The organism is Thermotoga sp. (assembly GCF_021162145.1).
GTDB lineage: Bacteria > Thermotogota > Thermotogae > Thermotogales > Thermotogaceae > Thermotoga.
Map to the genome: position 1 here is coordinate 1 of NZ_JAGGZH010000050.1, position 19,555 is coordinate 19,555.

18 protein-coding genes are annotated in these 19,555 nt (G+C 47.6%); 12 read left to right on the forward strand and 6 right to left on the reverse strand.

The features are described 5' to 3' along the window. From J7K79_RS03855 to ligA, 5 genes are all read right to left on the reverse strand, one after another. The coding region (locus J7K79_RS03855; RefSeq protein ID WP_296905357.1) for a tRNA-dihydrouridine synthase family protein at positions 1 to 577 on the reverse strand (577 nt) is incomplete at its 3' end. Beyond that, the gene (gene nadD / locus J7K79_RS03860) at positions 537 to 1,184 is read right to left on the reverse strand and encodes a nicotinate (nicotinamide) nucleotide adenylyltransferase (protein WP_296905360.1); all 648 of its coding nucleotides are present in this window, start codon (positions 1,182 to 1,184) and stop codon (positions 537 to 539) included. The genes J7K79_RS03855 and nadD, both read right to left, overlap by 41 nt. After that, positions 1,141 to 2,454 carry a GTPase ObgE gene (obgE, locus tag J7K79_RS03865; RefSeq protein ID WP_296905362.1) on the reverse strand — a complete coding sequence of 438 codons (1,314 nt, stop codon included), beginning with the start codon at positions 2,452 to 2,454 and terminating at the stop codon, positions 1,141 to 1,143. The genes nadD and obgE overlap by 44 nt, the downstream gene beginning before the upstream one ends. Beyond that, entirely contained in the window at positions 2,451 to 3,212 is a 762-nt protein-coding gene (locus J7K79_RS03870) for a hypothetical protein (protein ID WP_296905363.1), read from the reverse strand. The genes obgE and J7K79_RS03870 overlap by 4 nt, the downstream gene beginning before the upstream one ends. After that, positions 3,203 to 5,263 (reverse strand): NAD-dependent DNA ligase LigA, encoded by a 2,061-nt coding sequence (gene ligA / locus J7K79_RS03875; protein ID WP_296905364.1) that lies wholly within the window; start codon positions 5,261 to 5,263, stop codon positions 3,203 to 3,205. The genes J7K79_RS03870 and ligA overlap by 10 nt, the downstream gene beginning before the upstream one ends. Positions 5,264 to 5,324: 61 nt before the next feature. Between ligA and J7K79_RS03880 the strand changes: the two genes are divergently transcribed. From J7K79_RS03880 to J7K79_RS03900, 5 genes are read left to right on the forward strand one after another with little or no spacing between them, the layout of a single operon-like run. Then, positions 5,325 to 7,184, forward strand: coding sequence for a hypothetical protein (locus J7K79_RS03880; RefSeq protein WP_296905366.1), 1,860 nt, complete (start codon positions 5,325 to 5,327; stop codon positions 7,182 to 7,184). After that, a complete protein-coding gene (locus tag J7K79_RS03885) occupies positions 7,181 to 8,260 on the forward strand; it encodes a BMP family ABC transporter substrate-binding protein (protein ID WP_296905368.1) in 1,080 nt (359 codons plus the stop codon). The genes J7K79_RS03880 and J7K79_RS03885 overlap by 4 nt, the downstream gene beginning before the upstream one ends. A 38-nt stretch (positions 8,261 to 8,298) precedes the next feature. Next, positions 8,299 to 9,822 carry an ABC transporter ATP-binding protein gene (locus J7K79_RS03890; protein WP_296905370.1) on the forward strand — a complete coding sequence of 508 codons (1,524 nt, stop codon included), beginning with the start codon at positions 8,299 to 8,301 and terminating at the stop codon, positions 9,820 to 9,822. Further along, entirely contained in the window at positions 9,819 to 10,853 is a 1,035-nt protein-coding gene (locus J7K79_RS03895) for an ABC transporter permease (RefSeq protein WP_296905372.1), read from the forward strand. Before J7K79_RS03890 ends, J7K79_RS03895 begins: the two co-directional genes overlap by 4 nt. Then, a complete protein-coding gene (locus J7K79_RS03900; RefSeq protein ID WP_296905374.1) occupies positions 10,850 to 11,809 on the forward strand; it encodes an ABC transporter permease in 960 nt (319 codons plus the stop codon). Before J7K79_RS03895 ends, J7K79_RS03900 begins: the two co-directional genes overlap by 4 nt. On the opposite strand, the gene J7K79_RS03905 is transcribed toward J7K79_RS03900, so the two are convergent. Then, positions 11,791 to 12,972, reverse strand: coding sequence for a TM0106 family RecB-like putative nuclease (locus J7K79_RS03905; RefSeq protein ID WP_296905376.1), 1,182 nt, complete (start codon positions 12,970 to 12,972; stop codon positions 11,791 to 11,793). The genes J7K79_RS03900 and J7K79_RS03905 overlap by 19 nt on opposite strands. Before the next feature lie 94 nt (positions 12,973 to 13,066). Here J7K79_RS03905 and J7K79_RS03910 point away from each other — a divergent pair, with 94 nt between their 5' ends. From J7K79_RS03910 to J7K79_RS03940, 7 genes are all read left to right on the forward strand, one after another. Continuing rightward, the gene (locus tag J7K79_RS03910) at positions 13,067 to 13,636 is read left to right on the forward strand and encodes a diguanylate cyclase (protein WP_296905379.1); all 570 of its coding nucleotides are present in this window, start codon (positions 13,067 to 13,069) and stop codon (positions 13,634 to 13,636) included. Next, positions 13,637 to 14,920: a UDP-N-acetylglucosamine 1-carboxyvinyltransferase gene (murA, locus tag J7K79_RS03915; RefSeq protein ID WP_296905381.1), complete on the forward strand. Its 1,284-nt coding sequence runs from the start codon at positions 13,637 to 13,639 to the stop codon at positions 14,918 to 14,920. Continuing rightward, positions 14,883 to 15,845, forward strand: coding sequence for a radical SAM protein (locus tag J7K79_RS03920; RefSeq protein ID WP_296905383.1), 963 nt, complete (start codon positions 14,883 to 14,885; stop codon positions 15,843 to 15,845). The genes murA and J7K79_RS03920 overlap by 38 nt, the downstream gene beginning before the upstream one ends. Positions 15,846 to 15,952: 107 nt before the next feature. Beyond that, positions 15,953 to 17,089, forward strand: a complete 1,137-nt coding sequence (locus J7K79_RS03925) for an ROK family transcriptional regulator (protein ID WP_296905385.1) — start codon at positions 15,953 to 15,955, stop codon at positions 17,087 to 17,089. A gap of 13 nt (positions 17,090 to 17,102) precedes the next feature. Continuing rightward, on the forward strand, positions 17,103 to 18,266 hold the full coding sequence (locus tag J7K79_RS03930; RefSeq protein ID WP_296905388.1) for an iron-containing alcohol dehydrogenase: 1,164 nt from the start codon (positions 17,103 to 17,105) through the stop codon (positions 18,264 to 18,266). A gap of 13 nt (positions 18,267 to 18,279) precedes the next feature. After that, positions 18,280 to 19,233 (forward strand): ABC transporter permease, encoded by a 954-nt coding sequence (locus J7K79_RS03935; RefSeq protein WP_296905390.1) that lies wholly within the window; start codon positions 18,280 to 18,282, stop codon positions 19,231 to 19,233. Positions 19,234 to 19,300: 67 nt separating this feature from the next. Beyond that, a partial coding sequence (locus J7K79_RS03940; RefSeq protein WP_296905393.1) for a polysaccharide deacetylase family protein occupies positions 19,301 to 19,555 on the forward strand: 255 nt, incomplete at its 3' end.

Genomic DNA, 19,555 nt, shown 5'->3' on the forward strand with positions numbered 1-19,555 from the left:
CTGGAGAGAATATATCTCCACTCACAAAGGTGGGAATCCTTTTGTCCAGAACTGAAAGACTCTTCCAATCGGCTTTGTCCGTGAAAGCCTGGGCGACTGTTCTGGCGTGAATGAACACCTCGTCGACGCCTTCTCCCACAAGGATCTCGTAGATCTTCGAGATCTGATTTCTATCCCAACCGAGGCGCGTTTTAACGGTGAACTTTCCCTTCACGCGCTTTCTGACTTCCCTCACGACTACTTTGAGAAGATCCAGATTTCTCAAAAGACCCCCACCCGCTCCTCTTTTCACCACCTTCTTCACAGGACATCCGGCGTTCAAATCTATCCATGAGTACTCTTCGGAGAGCATCTCGGCGGCTTTGGAAAGCTCTTCAGGATCGCTTCCGAATATCTGAACGGCCACGCTTCTTTCCTCTGGAGAGGGAAGAAGCTTTCTAGTTTTCTCTGAATCCATCAAGAAACCTTTTGCACTCACCATCTCGGAGAAGGCAAAATCTGCTCCCCATTCGAAGCACACAGTGCGGAAGGCCCTGTCAGTGTACCCCGCCATCGGTGCAAGACCCACTTTGACCATAGAAAGCCTCCACATCCTCCCTGATCTCCTCCGGAACAAACCCTTTCAAGGTCTTTCCGGCAAGCGCCCTTTCTCGAATCTCCGTGGAGGAGATCTGAACTATGGGCATGTCCAGGAAGATGATTTTGCTCAGATCACCCAGCACCTTCCTGGCGTGTTCATGGTAGGGCTTTTCACAATAACGCGGGTAGACAACGAGGGTTGCTTTTTCAAGGATGTCCCTGTACCTGTACCACTTCTCGAAATAGGAGAGAGCGTCTTCCCCAACAATGAAGAAAGGCTTGGTTCCATACAACTTGGAAAAATGCTCTATGGTGAAGATCGAGTACGAAACGCCTCCTCGTTGTCTCTCGTAATCACTCACTTCCACTCTTTCGATTCCGCTGAAGACTCTTTTCAACCATTCGAATCTCTTTTCGAAAGGAGTGCGTGTCTTCTTGTGAGGAGGGTTGTAAGCGGGTACCACAACAAGCCTGTCCAGTTTTAAAATCTCCAGAGTGTAAAGGCACACAAGAACATGACCAACGTGTACAGGATCGAACGCTCCACCGAATATTCCCACTCTACTCTTTGTACTCGAACTCGAAATTTCCGATCCTGACGACATCTCCTTCTTTCACCCCTGCTTCCTTCAATTTCCTTTCCAGACCGTTCTTTTCAAGAACTTGTAGAATCTGAAGCCTTGCATCTCTCTGATTCAGATCGAACCTTTCCACCCACACCCTGAGGCCTTCTCCATCAACTATCCAGCACCCATCTTTTTCCTTCACAACTTCTATTTGAAATCTCTCCGGGAGCCTTCTCCAGACAGGGGCAGGTTTCCTTATGACGTGTTCTTTTTCTTTCCTCTCCTCCTTCTCTATCTTTTCTTTCTGAATTATGGAAGCCACTCTGTCAAGGAGGAGATTCACTCCCTCACCTGTTACAGCAGAAATCGGAATCACTTCTTTTCCTATCGCACTCTCGAGCTCCTTTATTTTTTGCGGAAGTTTCTCTTTGTCCAGAAGGTCTATCTTGTTGGCGACCACTATCTCCGGCTTTTTCAGGAGAAACGGAGAGTACCTCTCCATCTCTTCTCTTATGATGAAATAGTCTCTCGCCGGATCTTCCCTCTCAAAGCCACTCACATCGAGCATGTGAACTATCACAAAGCATCTTTCAACATGCCTCAGAAAGACGTTTCCGAGGCCAACTCCCTTGCTCGCCCCTTCGATGAGTCCAGGAATGTCAGCGACTACGAAACTGAAATCCCCGTACTTGACAACACCCAGGTTGGGTACGAGAGTTGTGAAAGGATAGTTGGCTATCTTCGGCTTGGCATTACTAATACGCGCTATCAAAGAGGATTTTCCAACGTTCGGATATCCTACGAGTCCCACGTCTGCCAGAATTTTGAGCTCGAGCTCCAGCCATCTGGCTTCACCTTTTTCTCCTCTTTCAGCGATCAGAGGAACCTGTCTTGTGGACGTCGAAAAGTGGGCGTTTCCTCTTCCGCCTTTGCCACCACGCGCCACACACACCACTTTTCCTGGCTCGTCCAGGTCAGCGATGATCTCCCCGGTGGTGACATCTCTGACAACCGTTCCAACCGGTACATCTATGTAAAGGTCTCTTCCGTTTCTTCCCTTCATCTTTTTCCCCATACCATGTTTTCCGTTCTCCGCAAAAAACTTCCTTTTGTTCACAAACTCGATCAACGTTGAAAGGGAAGGATTGGCCCTGAGGAATACAAATCCTCCGTCCCCTCCATCCCCACCATCGGGGCCTCCTTTGGGGACGTATTTTTCCCTTCTGAAACTCACGCAACCGCTTCCACCATCTCCTGCCTTCACGAAGATCCTCACACGATCAACGAACTCTGCCTTCTTTATGTTCAACTCAAAACCCTCCTGAACATCTTCTCGATCACGTCGAGTTTTTTTAGAAGATCTATATCCTGCACTTTCTCGAAAAAGTCCCTTATCAAGACTCTTTCTCTTCTGAATATGTTCAGCTTCACAAGGAAATCCACAGTTCCACAGGTTGTTTCCACTTTCCTGGCGACCAGAGCTTCGAATCTCTTCTTGTTCTCAGGAATCGAACGAAGCGGCGGTAAACGGAAGTTCTTGCCGTAATGTATTCTGTCCCCGAAAGGAGAAAGTTCGAGATAGATCTCCCGAGAAGTTTCTTTCAGCAGGTGGTATAGAAACAACTCTTCAATCCTGCTCAGTTCAAAGGTTTTGAAGAAATTTCTTGGTTTGACATACAGTTTCGGATTTTTTGGTGCCTTTGGTGTTTTCATCTTCTCTATCTCCCTCAGCACATCTGATTTTATTGCGCCGGCTGCAGCCGCGAATGAAACACCTCCTCCCAACTCCAAAAGTGTCTGATGTGGGAGAAGAACGTTCTGAACGGCATCCAGCAACACACTTGCCTCATTGGAGGTGCCCCACACTCTGATCTCCGAAAACTCCGCATCGACGTGTCTGGACACTTCGAAGTACTCCGGGATTTTCTCTTTCACAGAATTCGTCAGCTCTTCCAGCATTTTTGAAAGGGAGTTTTTCAGATGTGGCGGTTCGTTTCTCCATCCAACGCTGAAAACCAGCGAGAAACAAAAGCTTTTTGCGGGTTTCCCTTCGAATATCAACTCCATTCTTTCCATCTCCTCATGATTTCATCGAAGTTGTAACCTTTCAGTTTTGCCCTCTTCTCTAGGAATTTCAGAAATTCCTCCTCGTTCATCGTCTTCACTTTCAATGTCCTCGCCTTCTCGTATTTGGAACCCGGATTTTCTCCGACGATGAGGTAATCGGTGTTCTTGCTCACCGAATTGACGACCTTCGCCCCCAATTTTTCAAGAAATTCGACGATTTCCTCCCTTGTGAAGTTTTTGAGTGTACCGGTTACAGCAAATGTCAATCCCTTCAATACATCGTACTTCACAGCTTTTTCTTCAAGTTTCACACCTGCTTTCTTCAATTTTTCTACGATCTCTCTTGTTTTCGGATTTCTGAAGTACTCCACTATACTCCTTGCTATCTCTGGACCGATGCCCGATATATCCTTCAACGCCTCGTAGGAAGCGTCGGCAATCGCCTCCAGAGATTTGAAATGCTCCACCAGAATCTTCGCCGTTTTCTGACCCACCATGGGAATACCAAGACCTGTTATGAGCTTGTGGAGAGGCCTTTTCTTTGCTTCCTCGATCTCCTGCAGGATCTTGGCGATCGTCCTCTGACCGACACCAGACCCCAGCTGTGCAAGATCGAAGGGTGTGAGATAGAAGATATCTGCTATGTCTTTCACCAAACCCGCGTCCACCAATCTGCCTATGATCTTTTCACCGAGTCCTTCGATATCTAGAGCTTCCCGGGATACAAACGTTCTCAACGCCCTCTTCAACTTCGCTGGACAGTGAGGATTCAAACACCTGATGGCGACTTCGTCGGGAGATAATTTCCCCACTTTTCCACCACACACCGGGCATTTTTGAGGAGGCTTTATTTCCTTTTCGTCTCCTGTTCTCAACTCGGGAATCGGCTTAACTATCTGAGGAATGATGCCTCCTGCCTTTTCCACGAAGACGTAGTCACCTATGCGTATATCCTTTTCTTTTATGTGCTCGAAGTTATGAAGGGAAGCTCTTTTCACGATCGTTCCTGCCAGTTGAACGGGTTCGAGTTCTGCCACCGGCGTCAGAACTCCTGTTCGACCGACCTGTATTGTGATATCCAGGATCTTCGTTCTGGCCTGTTCTGCAGGAAATTTGAAGGCGATCGCCCACCTTGGTGCCTTGGAAGTTTCGCCGAGGATTTTTTGAAAATCGAACCTGTTCACCTTCACCGCGACGCCATCGACCCAGTAATCCAGCTCCCTCTTTCTCTCTTTCCACTCCTTCCAGTACTCGATCACCTCTTGTATGTTCCTACACAACCTCGAGTGTGGATTCACCTTGAATCCCACTTCTTTCAGAAACTGAAGCGCCTCCCACTGGGTTTTGAGTCCGTAATCTTCAGGATGAACGACATAGTAGATGAAAGAGTCGAGTCTTCTCGAAGCTACGAGTGCGGTGTTCAACTGACGAAGAGTTCCTGCAGCCGCATTTCTTGGGTTGGCAAAAGGAGGAAGTCCCTCCTCTTCTCTTTCTTCGTTTAGCCTTTTGAATTCGTCTACCGGCATGTAGATTTCCCCTCTCACTTCGATGGTGAGGGATTTCCTCAACCTCAGAGGGACGCTTCGAACCGTTTTCACGTTCTCGGAGACGTCCTCACCCTTCACTCCATCTCCACGCGTTGCACCCAAAACGAATCGGCCGTTTTCGTACCTGAGAGCAATGGAAACACCGTCTATCTTCAGCTCGGCGACGTATTCCACTTCCGATTCTTGGAGGGCTTTTTTGACACGCCTGTCGAATTCAAGAATCTCTTCTTCGTTGTAGATGTTGTCCAAGCTCAACATGGGAGTGGAGTGCCTGACCGCCTTGAAACCTTCGAGAACCTTTCCTCCAACCCTCTGAGTCGGGGAATCTGGAGTAACCAGCTCCGGGTACATTCTCTCTAGCTCTATGAGCCTTTTCATCAACCTGTCGTACTCTTCGTCGGTGATGACAGGATCGTTCAGCACGTAATATCTGTAGTTATGGTATTCTATTTCCTCACGAAGTCTTTCCACTTCCTCTACTATCTCTTTTGGAATCCGTCCCATGATGTCACCCCTCTAAACATTATATCCTGTCTGGTATAATCCCAATTGGGGAGTTGAGACGGTGAGAAGAATCATTCTGATTTTGACACTCATTCCTCTTCTTACCTTTGCTCTCGATGTAGAGAAAGTCGTTTTGGAATACAAACAAATGTTGAATGAGTACAAAAGTGGATCCTATCGAGATCCGTTTGTGAGGTACGTTCATGAGAATCTTCCTCAACTTCAAAAGTACAGATTCTTTCGAAGACTTCTCATTGGTAGCGTGGAGAAAACTGAATTCGCAAAAACGGTAGGGGATTATCTTTTCGTAATGTATCGAAACTGGAGAGAAGAGAGTTGGGAGAAAAAACTGGCCAACGCTCTTTTCCTTGCCTACATTCAATCTGAAATGGCTGGTTCCGAGCCTTCCAAAAGTACCTTGAAAAATTCTCCTTCGTTCAACTCCTTTTTCGGCGAGTACAAGATGTACATTCGCTCGAACGCTTTGAACCTGCTGAGGTGGATCCTATCCTACTACACCGGTGGTACGAATGCTCCTCCTCCCGTTGAACTCGACCTGGAGATCAAAAACATGGGATTTTCTTTCGACGTGAAGCAAAACGTTTCACAAGACGTCATCAAGCTTTTGCCAGAAGATTTCGAATGGAAAGTAAAAAATGCTATTGAGACCGTGCTCAGCTCAAAAAACCAATCCGAGTACAGAAGGAACGTGAACAGAAACGCCAATCTCCTATGGAGAGAGATAGAAAACAAGATCTCCGCTGTTCAGAACGATATTGCTGACCTCTTTGAAAGAACTGCTCCAAAAAGGGTTCATCTTTTGTGGCTCAGATATCTCCTGTATGGACTTCTTTTGATCGTCTTCAGAAAGAAGTATCAACTGACCCTTCAGCTGATTCTCGCTTCGGAAATCCTGTTTGTATGGGCCACGGATGCGATTCACTTGAACACAATCGAGAACATGCTCTTTTCAAGCGTTCTGGTTTTTGCCTTCATCTTCTTCAATCTTCTACTCATCAGAAGAAAAAGGTACGGATACCCTCTTCTTGCTGCTATCTTTTTGATACTCCTGTTCGTGCCGTCTTACATCTCCGTCCAGGAACTTGGGATGGACAGCGAATTCGAAGAGTCTCCCTACTACGATCAGCTGAAATCAGAGGTCTTTGAAAGCAGTACCTCCAGGGTGAAAGAAATACTCAGAGAAATGTCAGCGGTATCACTAGCTAGCAAAGAACACACAAAACAACTGGTGGAATATCTGAGTCTCGTTCCAGAGAAGTTTTTAAAAGAGGACGCTTTGAAGGAATTCGAGCCAACTCCGAGCGGTATCTTTCTTTTGGTAAACGAACGCTCTCAATTCTTCTCCACATCGAACTTCGAAAGGCGTCTGAAAATCGCAAAAGAGATGAACAGCAAGCTGGAAGACTACCTCTCAGAGGAAAGGGCCAGGTACGGGCGTTACAAAGGTGCTCTTGAAAGCTTGAAACGCCTGGTGAAGAAGATTTCGGAGTACACTTCAAACAAGTTCGTGGATGACTTTGAAGAAGATCTGAAAACCTCTCTGAACAGGTATCCTTTGATAACCGATGTGTCTTTCATTATCACCGGGGAGCGAAAATACCCTTCATTGAAATCTTATCAAACAATCTCGGGATTGAAGGAAATCTTCTGGTTTCTTCTATTGTTCTTTGCCGCACTTCTGGGGGGAAGATACGTTCTAATTCCGGTCGGAGCAACTCTATTCGCAACTCTTTCGACTGCCATCAACTGGAAACATCTTGAGGTGTTCGTGGAAGGTGGGATTTCTCCGATTGCCCTCGAAACTTCTGCTGTGCACACTTTTCATATGGAGATACTTCTGATCGCCGTTTCGGCCGTTATCTTGTACAAAAATTTCGTAAAAGGGAGGGTGAAACCATGAGGAAGGCTCTCATGGTAGTTTTTCTGGCCTTTGCGATCGCGCTGTTCGGCTTTAAGGTCGTCATGGTGACGGACATCGGTGGTCTTGGTGACAAGTCTTTCAACGATGGAACCTGGGCGGGAATAAAGAAGGCGGCAGAGGAATTGGGAATTGAGGCGAAGGTGATTCAGTCTTACGAACAATCCGACTATGTACCAAATCTCAGCAAGGCAGCGGAAGAGGCAGATTTGGTCTTCGCTGTAGGTTTTATGATGACAGACGCCCTCTTCAAAGTTGCAAAACAGTATCCAGACACGTACTTCGTGGGAATCGACATCACACCACCAGAGGGACAGACCCTTCCCAACGTGATCACCTTCACGTTTAAGGAACAAGAAGCCGCCTTCCTCGTCGGATACGTTGCAGCCGCCATGACACAGACAGGAACGGTCGGCTTTGTTGGAGGCATCCCCATCCCCCCGGTGGAGAGGTTCAGGTATGGCTACGAAGCAGGAATAAAGACCTACTCTGTTCTTCACAAAAAGAATGTGAAGATACTGAGGGGTTACACGCAGGATTTCGAAGACCCCAAAAAGGGTAAGGACCTCGCGATGTCACAGTTCGCCGAGGGTGCGGACATCGTGTTCCACGCCTCTGGAGCCTGTGGAAATGGTGTTATAGAGGCTGCCAGAGAAAAATTTTCCGCCCTCGCAGGTTCTGACAATCTCGTTGACTTGATAGACTACTACGTAGAAAACAAAAAGGGCTTCTTCGCCATAGGCGTTGATATGGATCAGGATTACATGGCTCCCGGTGCCGTTCTTGCGAGTGCGATGAAAAGAGTCGATGTTGCTGCTTACTACGGCGTCGTCTGGGCATACGAGGGAACGTTTGAAGGTGGTCACAAAGTCCTTGGAATCTCTCAAGATGCGGTCGGAATAAGTCCGATGAAGTACACGAAGGGAATCGTACCAAACAGAGTCATAGCAGAGCTTCTCTATCTTGAAAAACTCATGAAAGACGGCACTCTCAAAGTTCCCGAGACACAGGAAGAACTCGACGCGTTCGAAGTGCCGAAGATAGAATTCCCGTTCTGAGGGGGGAGTCCCCCCTCCTTCACTTCAGGGGTGATTCGGTGGAATACGCCGTCGTGATGAAAGGCATCGTCAAAAGATTTCCGGGAGTTCTGGCGAACGACCATGTCGATCTTTTCGTGGAAAAAGGAGAGATACACGCCATTGTGGGCGAAAACGGAGCGGGAAAGACCACGTTGATGAAACAGCTCTACGGTCTTTTGAGACCCGATGAAGGAGAGATATACATAAACGGAAAGAGAGTTGAGTTCTCCGGACCCGCCGATGCCATAAAATACGGAATAGGCATGGTTCATCAGCACTTCATGCTCGTGGGCAATCTGACTGCCTACGAAAATGTGATAATCGGTATGGAACCGAAGAAAGGATTGGTTCTGGACAGAAAAAGAGCAAGGGATGAAGTGAAAAGACTCTCGGAAGAGTACGGTCTCATGGTGGATGTCGACATGAAAATAGAAGACATGCCTGTTGGTCTTCAGCAGAGAGTGGAAATCATAAAAACTCTCTACAGAGGTGTCGACATTCTCATCCTCGACGAACCAACAGCGGTCCTGACACCACAGGAGACGGAAGAACTGTTCGATATCCTGAAAAGATTGAAGAAAAGTGGAAAAACAATCATCTTCATTTCCCATAAATTGAACGAAGTCATGGTCATCTCCGACAGAATCACTGTGATGAGACAGGGAAGGGTAACGGGAAATCTCATCACTTCTCAGACATCCCCCCAGGAAATAGCAAGGTTGATGGTGGGAAGAGACGTAGTCTTAACCGTCGAGAAGAGACCAAAAGAACCCGGAGAAACTCTCCTTGAAGTGAAGGACCTGTGGGTCAAGGACAACCGGGGTCTGGACGCGGTGAAAGGTATCTCACTCGAGGTGAGAAGAGGAGAGATAGTGGGCATAGCCGGTGTGGCAGGCAACGGTCAATCCGAATTCGTAGAAGCAATCGCCGGACTGAGAAAAGTGGAAAAGGGGAAAGTACTTTTCAAAGGAAGAGATATCACAGGGTACGACCCAAAACGTCTGAGGGACCTTGGTATCTACCATGTTCCCGAAGATCGCCTGAAAAGGGGCCTCATAGCTGACTTCCCCGCCTACTTTAACACCATTCTTGGAAGACACATGGTAGAACCTTTCGTGAAAAACGGCTTTCTCAACATCAAAGAGATAAAGTCCTTCTCAAGAGAACTTTTCGAGAAATTCGATATCAGACCGAGAAACGTCGAACTCCTCGCTGGAAGTTTTTCGGGGGGAAATCAGCAAAAAATAATAGTTGCTCGTGAGCTGAGTTTTTCACCAGAGCTCCTCATAGTGGCCCAGCCAACACGGGGTCTCGATGTGGGAGCCATAGAGTTCATTCACAAGACACTCGTCTCCATGCGGGACAGCAATGTCGGAATCCTTCTCATCTCCATGGAGCTGGATGAAATCTTTTCCCTGAGCGACCGCATTCTCGTGATGTACGAAGGTCAGATAATGGGAGAAGTAAGACCAGAAGAGACAAGCAGAGAAGAAATAGGTTTGATGATGGCGGGGCACAGACTGGAGGAGATTAGAAAATGAGAGGAAGGCTCTGGGCATTTCTTGTTCCGCTCTTCTCAGTCATAATAGCTCTCTTGATAGCAGCCGCCGTGATCGTGATGATAGGACAAAACCCTGTAACAGCCTACAAGGCCATGATAGAAGGAGCTTTCGGGGATCTTCAGGCTCTTGCAGATACAATTATAAAGACCACCCCGTTGATATTGACGGGACTCGCTGTTGGATTCGGCTTCAGGGCAGGCCTTTTCAACATCGGAGCAGAAGGACAGATGATAATGGGTGCCATACTTGCCACAGTGGTCGGGATGAATATGAGAGGCGTTCCACCATCGCTTGCCATTCCGTTGACGATGATCGCCGGTATGATAGGTGGTGCAGCGTGGGCATCCATAGCGGGGTATCTAAAAGCGAAAACGGGCGCTCACGAGGTCGTCACCACCATCATGCTGAACTGGATAGCGACTTACATCTCCTCCTATCTCATCACCGGACCGCTGGCAGTCGGCTCTGGGACTCCAAAAAGTCCAGAGATTGCTCCTTCTGCAAAACTTCCCCCTATCGTCACCGTTGGAGCCCTCGAGATGACATCCGGTATTGTGATTTCAATCATCGCGGCTATTGTGATATACATCGTTCTTGAGAAAACGAAGACCGGCTACGAAGTCAAAGCAACCGGATTCAACCCCTATGCCGCTGAGTACGGTGGAATAAGTATTTCGAAGAACACTGTCATGTCCATGGCGATAAGTGGGGCACTGGCTGGACTTGCAGGGGCTCTCGAGGTCATGGGGCTTCACCATCGATTTCTTGGAACTCTCTCCGGTGGCAAGGGCTTCGATGGGATATCAATCGCCCTGATCGGTCAAAATCATCCCATCGGAATAATCTTCGCCTCTTTTCTCATTGCTTCCCTCAGGACAGGATCTAGCAACATGCAGTTTGTCGGTGTTCCAAAACACATCGTTACCATCATACAGGGTATCGTGATATTTCTCGTCGCTGCCGACAGGATCGTCAAAACTTTGCTCAGAGCCAAGAAGGTGAGAAGATGAAGATCCTCGAAGGCCTGTGGAATATATTCACGAACCCCCTCTTCTACAAGCTCACACTCACCGCCTCGACTCCTCTTCTTTTCGCCTCGCTTGGGGGAGTGTTCAGTGAAATCACGGGGGTTGTAAACATCGCCCTGGAAGGTATCATGCTACTGGGTGCCTTCTCTTCTGTGGTGATTGCTTACTACACCGGAAGCGCTTGGCTCGGATTCTTGCTCTCTATTCCCATTGGCATTGGTTTTTCCTGGTTCCACGCCTGGGCGAGTATCAAATGGAGAGGAAATCAAATAGTGAGCGCCACCGCTTTAATCCTTGTTGCACAGGGGTTGACAGGATTTCTCATGGAACCAATATTCGGCCAGCCGGGTCAAACTCCCTACGTTGGCAGGATCGATGAAATAAACATTCCTGGTGTTTCGAACATCCCGTTCCTCGGGGAAGCGATCGGCACCATCAGTCCCATAGTCCTTCTTGCCTTCGCCTTGGTGGCTTTCACGTGGTTTCTGATATACAAAACACCCCTCGGTCTGAGAATGAGAGCGGTGGGGGAAAACCCGGAAGCAGCAGACACCCTCGGTGTTAACGTCTTCAAAATCAGGTACTTTGGAGTACTCATGAGCGGGGCATTGGCTTCTATGGGAGGAGCCTTCCTCTCAATAGGTGAAGTGGGAAATTTCAGAGAACTCATGACGGGTGGAAGGGGATTCATCGCTCTGGCCGCCATGATACTTGGTAACTGGAACCCCATCGGTGCTATGTGGGCGTGTCTTCTTTTTGGCATGTCCGAGGCTCTTGCTAATCAATTCCAGAGTAGCCACTTGCTCAACGTATCGGCGACTGTCAAACCTCTTTTTAACCTTTTTCCATTCATCGTCACCCTCGTGGTTGTGGCGGGTCTGATCGGGAGAACCAGACCACCTGCAGCCGATGGTGTTCCTTACGAGAAGGAGGAGTGAGATCTCATGAAATCCAGCACTCTCTTCGTTGCTCTCACATCATCTTCGTTGTAGAGGAGCATCTGTTTGAGTATCTCCTCGTTCTTTGTCCTCCGCCAGTTTTCGTAAAGTGAGATTATTTCATAGCCATTCAGAGATGTTCTCCACTTGTAACCGAGGTACCTGGCTATCCTTTTGAGAGAGTAAGACATAACGGGGAAAACAAAGTGACGCCTCAGGATAGAAAAGACATCGAGCAAGGTTATTTTTTTGTTTTCAACCATTCGCAGGATCTTTCGCCTCTCGGGACCATGGTAATGGTAGAACCTCACACCGTTGTCCAGGGAGTCCAAAAATTCGGCTAGTTCATCTTTTTCCTCCTCGAACAGGAAGTACCTGTATTCATCACCCATCAAAAATCCGTATAGAAAATCCCTCTCCTCGGTTGGATAGTACTCTATATCCACTACTATCCCTTCTGGCAAGTCCCCGGGAGGTTCGATCATTATCACCCGATTCTCGAGAAAGGCACGAGCTGCCAGGATGAACCTCTTTCCTTTCTCCCTTCCAAAGATCTTTTCCAGAACTCTCTGATCAGCATTTGAAAGGTCCTCCAGAGTTTCTATTCCCATTCTGCGAAGGATTCTCCTCGTCTCTTCACCGATACCATTCACAAGTAGAATACTTTTCCTTTCGAGCAACCTCTTTTCACACTCTTCAAGAAAATCACAGTATCTGCAATGCCTCCCTACCTTCGGATCGGGATCTTCCGAGATTCTCACCATCTCCAACAAAATGTTCTCAATAATCGGCACCAGATTCCTCCAGTTCTCCATCCTCCGCGAAAAGCTGTCCGATAGAACTTCTACCCCCTCGACGATCAAACCAGCCCTCGTGAACACGAAAGCATGATAGGCAGCTTCCAGGGCGTATTTTTCCTTGAACTTCTTTGCCCGCTTTTTCAACACAATCTTCCATCCATCTCGTTCTTTCACAACCAGATCCGGTTTCGAGATCAACCGTATGCCTTCAAACTCACCCTCGATGACGGGGCTTTCCAGAGAAAACCCCACAAACAGAAGATTTTCAGGAACACTCAAGTGAGGGCGTTCCAGCTCTCTGCTGAGGCAGAATTTTCTAGGACACATCATAAAGTTCTCCAAGTCTCTGTAATCGACTATCACTGTCTCACCTCTTCGCTGACTCACCATGGTAGAATATCGTAAGAACATCTACAGTATATAATATCTCTGACGAAGCCATTTGGGGGTGTTCAATGTGAGCGGCCATGCGGAACTTCTGAAAAGAATCGAAGAGCTCGAAAAGAAGCTCAAGCAATGTCAAGAAAGGGAGAAAGAGTTGGAATCACTCATCGAAGAGTACAACGAAGTACTGAAAAAGCAGTTCCAGGTCTTCGATGACTTCTTCGAAAAGCTCGGAACTAAAAAGATGATCGATCCACTGACGAGAGTTTACTCGAAAGATCACTTTCTGAGGCTTCTTTCTTACCAGCATCAAAGATCATTCGAGGAGAACATACCGTACACGATCTTCTTCGTGAAAGTACAATCCCGTGGTGAGGAGAAGGAAAGCACACTCATGAGGGTGGGGAAAGTTCTGAAAGAGTGTGTAAGAGTACCGCTCGACAGCGTTGGAAGGTACTCCGAAGACATCTTCGCTCTCTTCGTCGTTGATGTGCCGAAGAGTGTGGCGCCGAAGATCGCAGAAAGGATCGAAAACTTCATCAAGGATATACCGGTAGAGTACAAAATCGCTTTTAAAAGTTATCCGAAGGATTTCATGGATTTGGAGAAAGCAGTTTCTGAGCTAAAAAAGGCGGTGTCATAATTGGGTAAATTCCTAGTTCAAGGGGAAACGACCCTCAGAGGTGAAGTGGAAATATCTGGATCCAAAAACGCTGCCTTACCTATAATGGCGGCATCTATTTTGTGCGATGAAGAAATATTTCTTGAGAACATCCCAAAACTTCAGGACGTTTTCGTTATGAGAGATATCCTGACCTCGATCGGTTTCGAAGTCACATTCGATGGCAACAGTCTCACCGTGAAAAGGGTGAAAGATATATCCCAAGAGGTACCCTACGAACCGGTCAGAAAGATGCGAGCGTCCTTCAACGTACTCGGACCGATAGCCGCAAGAACAGGAAGGGCAAGAGTTGCTCTACCTGGTGGGTGTTCCATAGGTGTGAGACCCGTCGACTTTCACCTGGAAGGTCTCAAAAGACTCGGTTTTTCCATAAAGGTGGAGCACGGTTTTGTTGAAGCCATGCTCGAAAAAAGGGTGGATGATGTTACGATCACACTTCCGTTTCCGAGTGTTGGAGCAACGGAGCACCTCATGACAACCGCCTCTCTTTTGAACAGAACGCGTGTTGTTATAGAAAACGCCGCCATGGAACCAGAGATCGTCGACCTTCAGAACTTTCTGAACGCGATGGGAGGTAATGTAAAAGGAGCTGGTACCAGTCGTATAGAAATCTTCGGAGTCAAGAAGATGAAAGGGACTCAATACAGAATCATTCCAGACCGAATAGAAGCGGGGACATACCTGATTGCCATCGCCGCGAGCAGAGGAGAAGGTCTGGTGAAGAACGTGAGACCTGACCACCTCATGAACTTTCTCGAAAAACTGGAGCAAACGGGTACCAGACTGAGAATCTACAGCGATTCTATAGAGATCAGCATGAAGGGAAGACAAAAAGCAGTGGACATCACCACGAATCCCTACCCAGGTTTTCCCACTGATCTTCAACCCCAGATGATGGTGTACCTTTCTGTGGCAAAAGGAGTCTCCGTCATCACAGAAAACGTATTCAAAACGAGATTTCTCCACGTCGATGAACTGAAGAGAATGGGGGCAGACATAGAGGTATCCGGAAACGTTGCCATAGTGAGAGGAGTGGAAAAGCTTAGCGGTGCTCCCGTTGAAGGAACCGACCTCAGGGCAACGGCGGCCCTGCTCATAGCAGGGATCATCGCAGAAGGTTCAACAGAGATAAGCAGCGTTGAACATATTTTCAGAGGATACGAGAATGTCATGGAAAAGCTTGGAAAACTGGGAGCAAAGATCGAGTATGTACCGGGAGAAACTGAAGAGAATCGAGGAGATTGAAGATACTCTGTGGGAAAACTTGAGAGAATGTCGACTCTGTCCCAAAAAGTGTGGAGTCAACAGGTACAGAGAAGTTGGTTTCTGTGGTCTCTACGCCCTTCCAAAGATATCAAACGCCGTCTTGCATTTTGGAGAAGAGCCACCCATCTCTGGAAAAGGTGGTGCCGGAACGATCTTTTTCAGTGGGTGTAACATGAGGTGCGTCTACTGTCAAAACATGGGATTTAGTCAGAGAGGTGTCGGAACGGAGATCAGGGTGGATGATCTTGCAGAGATATTCCTCATCTTTCAGGAACGTGGTGCGAAGACCCTAAACCTCGTCACCCCCACACCGCATCTGCCGTTCATAGTGTCGGCTCTGAAGATTGCGATCAAAGAGGGGCTGGAACTTCCTATCGTTTACAACACCAGCGGGTACGAAGATCCAGAGATACTCAAATTTCTGGAAGACATCGTGGACATCTATCTTTCCGATGTGAGGTATTCGAACAACGAAGCATCTCTGAAATACTCAAAAACCCCGAATTACTGGTCAGTGGTTCAAAAAGCAACAATCGAGATGTTCAGACAGGTGGGTCCTTTCAACGAGAAAAAGATGAAAGGTCTCATAATCAGAATGCTCGTTCTTCCCGGAAACGTTGTAGATTATTCAGAGGTCTTTTCCTTTCTCTCAAGTCTCTCCACAAGGATCCCTCTTTCCATAATGAATCAGTACATACCTCATTTCGACGCCAGAAAATTTCCTGAAATAAATAGGAAACTCCGCCAGGAAGAGTATGAAAAAATTTTGAAACTGGCAGAGGAATTCGGTTTCATCGAAGGGTGGTACCAGTCCGAAGAAAAAGAAAGGGTCACCGCCAAGGGAGTGGAGGAAATCACTGAAAAACTGAGATTTCTGAGGATAAATTTCGATAATCGCCGTTAAACGGTTATAAAGATTTATCATCACAGATATTCGACCTTGATTTTAAATTAATTCCTGCATATAATTAATGTGAACATAATTCGAAACCTGCCAAGGAGGTATCGAAGTTGAAATACAACTCACCGAGGATAAAGATCCTTAACAAAAAAAACATCCTCAAAGTGATCCATGAAAATCATCCTCTCTCCAGGTCGGACATATCAGAGATCACAGGTCTCACCCCAAGTAGTGTGACGAGACTGACTAAAGAGCTCATAGACGAAGGGTACATAAGAGAGATCGGAACGATGGGAAAAAGCACTCCGGGAAGGCGCAGGGTACTTCTTGATCTGAAAAAAGGAGCCTTTCTGAGTCTTGTTTTCGACATAGGGGTGAACATCACCACCTATGGTATCGGTTTTTTCGATGGAGAAGTGGAACTTCGAGGTACGTTCGACACGCCAAAAGAGCCAGAAGAGTTCTTCAAAATGGTGAAAGAGATATACGAACGCGTTTCACGTGAGCGCAGAATCTCAAGGATCTCACTTTCCATTCCAGGAATGGTGGACATGGAGGAGAAAAAAATTCTTCTCGCTCCAAATCTCGAGTGGGAGAACGTGAGCATAGAAAAACTTCTGGAGGTTGACGTTCCTGTCCTTGCGGACAACGAAGCAAACCTCTCCATGCTCGCTGAAAAGTACCATTCCGAGGATCTGAGGAACGTGGAAGAAGCAGTTTTCATAATCATCAGAGAAGGTGTTGGAACTGGATTGATGATTGACGGGAAGATCTTCAGAGGTCCTTCTTTCACAGCAGGCGAAGCGGGGCACATGACTGTGAACATGTACTCTGATAGACAATGTCACTGTTCCAACTGGGGATGTTGGGAGCTAGTCTCATCAATAAACTGGGCAATCGATCAGTATGGGAGGGAACTAGAGGGCAGAAACGCTATCGAGAAATTTCAAGCACTAAAGCAAAAAAACGATGCTCGAAGAGTGCTGACCCGGTTCGCAGAGAACATCGCTGTTGGGATCGTCAACCTTGTGAACATACTGAATCCGGAGCTTGTCATCCTCGGTGGGGAAGTCGTGGACCTCGGGGAAAGTTTCCTTTCCATCATAAAGGATTACGTGCATCAGAGGGCCTTGAAGTCGGCCGTGAAGAGATTGAGGATAAGGCCCACCATTTTCAGAAACATCAGTCCGAACCTCGTTGGCGCGGCTGTGCTGGCTGTGGAAGACATCATAGAAGAGGTCCAATGAAGGAGGTGCTAACATGTTCAAGATATCTTGTTATCTTCCGACAGAAATCGTTTTCAGAGTGGGAGCGGTAGATGAGCTGGGAGAAAGAACGAAAAAACTTGGAAAAAAAGCGTTGATCGTCACTGGAAGATCCAGCACAAAAAAGACTGGTCTGCTTCAGCGGGTGCAGGATCTTCTCAAAAGGAGTAGAATAGAAAGCATCGTCTTCGACAAGATCGTTCCCAACCCGATCTCAGATCACGTCGATGAAGCAGCAGAAATTGTGAGAAAGGAGAAGGTAGATTTCATCGTAGGTCTCGGTGGGGGAAGCCCTATAGACAGCGCAAAAGCGATTTCTATCACCGCTCCGAACGAAGGAAAGTTCTGGGATTACGTTCCCGTGGGAGGAGGAAAGATTCCCGAGAAGTCCATCCCCGTCGTTGCGATTCCCACTACCCATGGTACTGGCACAGAAGCTGATCCGTTCGCTGTCATCACGAATCCAGAGACGAAAGAAAAGGTGGGGATCGGGTACAGAAACACTTTCCCGATCTTGTCGCTCATCGATCCCGAAGTGATGAAGACTCTTCCCAAAGATCAGACCGCCTACACCTCAATGGACGCTTTCTATCACGCGATAGAGGCCTTTCTGAATGTGAACGCAAACCCCTATTCGGATGTCCTCGCACTGGACGCCATGAAAAGAATCGTGACGTATCTCCCCGTTGCTTACGATAACGGAGAAGACATAGAAGCCAGGACAAACCTCACGTGGGCCAGCACCGAAGCCGGTATCACAGAAACATTGACCGGTGTCATTGCAAACCACGCACTGGAACATGGTCTCAGTGGTTTCTATCCGGAGATCACCCACGGTCTTGGGTTGTGTATCACGGGACCTTATCTATTCGAGTACATATTTGATCATGTGTACGGAAGGCTCGCCATCGTGGGAAGAGAAGTATTCGGTGTATATGAAACAGACGATAAAAAAGCCGGAAGACTTGCCATCAAGAAACTCAGGGATTTCCAGGAAATGTTCGGGCTGAACAAACGTCTCAGCGAGCTCGGTGTGAAAAAAGAAGACATACCCAAGATGGCAGAAACCGGTTATCGAATTCTGAACGGAGTGGTGATAGCAACACCAGGAAACCTGACAGCAAAGGATATGGAAGAGATATTCGACAGATGTTATTGAGGGGGGAAATAACTTGGCAGCAAAATTCAAGCAAAAAGCTTTCAGAGAACTTGGACCTCTTGTTGCACTCATCAGCCTCGCCGTCTTCACAGCCATACTGAATCCACGCTTTCTGACAACGTTCAACCTTCAGGCCCTTGGAAGACAGATCGCCATCTTTGGTCTTCTGGCGATCGGGGAGACCTTTGTGATCATCTCTGGAGGAGGAGCCATCGACCTTTCTCCCGGCTCCATGGTGGCGCTGACGGGAGTTATGGTCGCCTGGCTCATGACACACGGAGTTCCCGTGTGGATATCTCTGATCCTCATACTCCTCTTCTCCATTGGAGTTGGAGCGTGGCATGGGTTGTTTGTGACCAAGCTCAAAGTTCCTGCTTTCATCATCACACTCGGTACTCTGACGATCGCCCGCGGTATGGCGGCCGTGATCACGAAAGGTTGGCCCATCATAGGTCTTCCTTCGTCCTTCCTTAAAATCGGACAGGGTGAGGTTTTGAAAATCCCGATTCCTGTGTGGATACTGATAGCTGTCGCCTTTGTTACCGATTTCTTCCTCAGAAAAACAGTCTATGGAAAGCATCTGAGGGCATCCGGTGGAAACGAAATTGCAGCGAGATTCTCGGGTGTCAACGTAGACAGAGTAAGAATGATCGCTTTCATGACATCTGGTTTACTCGCCGGGTTGGTGGGAATCATTATCGCCGCAAGACTTTCTCAGGGACAACCAGGTGTTGGTAGCATGTACGAACTCTACGCCATAGCCTCCACCGTGATTGGCGGAACGAGCCTCACAGGAGGAGAAGGAAGTGTTCTGGGAGCTATCATAGGTGCTAGCATCATCAGCCTTCTCTGGAACGCACTTGTTCTTCTAAACGTTTCTACATACTGGCACAACGTAGTTATCGGTATCGTCATTGTCGTGGCAGTAACGCTCGATATCCTCAGAAGGAGACTTGCAGGCAGATGAACGTTCGGATGCTTCTTACACCCCTTCTGGTTACGGCGAGTTTGCTGCTTGCTGGAGAGGGGGCGAGATGAAACTGATAGCATTGACTTTTGACGATGGCCCGGACACGAAACTCATGTTGGAGGTACTGGACGTGCTAGAAGAACACGGTATTGTGACCACTTTCTTCCCTGTAGGACAGAGACTAAACGAAAGCACACTACCGATCCTTGAAAGGATGATATCCATGGGGGGAGAGCTGAGAAATCATTCGTGGAACTATGAGCCTTTGGACAAGGTTGATCTTGAATACACGGGAAAAAATCTCGCTTTTTCAGGACAC

Bases quoted from the DNA above. Each gene is read 5' to 3' on its own strand.
- nadD (WP_296905360.1), bottom strand. From the start codon at position 1,184: ATGTCGTCAGGATCGGAAATTTCGAGTTCGAGTACAAAGAGTAGAGTG.
- J7K79_RS03870 (WP_296905363.1), bottom strand. From the start codon at position 3,212: ATGGAGTTGATATTCGAAGGGAAACCCGCAAAAAGCTTTTGTTTCTCG.
- ligA (WP_296905364.1), bottom strand. From the start codon at position 5,263: ATGGGACGGATTCCAAAAGAGATAGTAGAGGAAGTGGAAAGACTTCGT.
- J7K79_RS03885 (WP_296905368.1), top strand. From the start codon at position 7,181: ATGAGGAAGGCTCTCATGGTAGTTTTTCTGGCCTTTGCGATCGCGCTG.
- J7K79_RS03895 (WP_296905372.1), top strand. From the start codon at position 9,819: ATGAGAGGAAGGCTCTGGGCATTTCTTGTTCCGCTCTTCTCAGTCATA.
- J7K79_RS03900 (WP_296905374.1), top strand. From the start codon at position 10,850: ATGAAGATCCTCGAAGGCCTGTGGAATATATTCACGAACCCCCTCTTC.
- J7K79_RS03920 (WP_296905383.1), top strand. From the start codon at position 14,883: ATGTACCGGGAGAAACTGAAGAGAATCGAGGAGATTGAAGATACTCTG.
- J7K79_RS03930 (WP_296905388.1), top strand. From the start codon at position 17,103: ATGTTCAAGATATCTTGTTATCTTCCGACAGAAATCGTTTTCAGAGTG.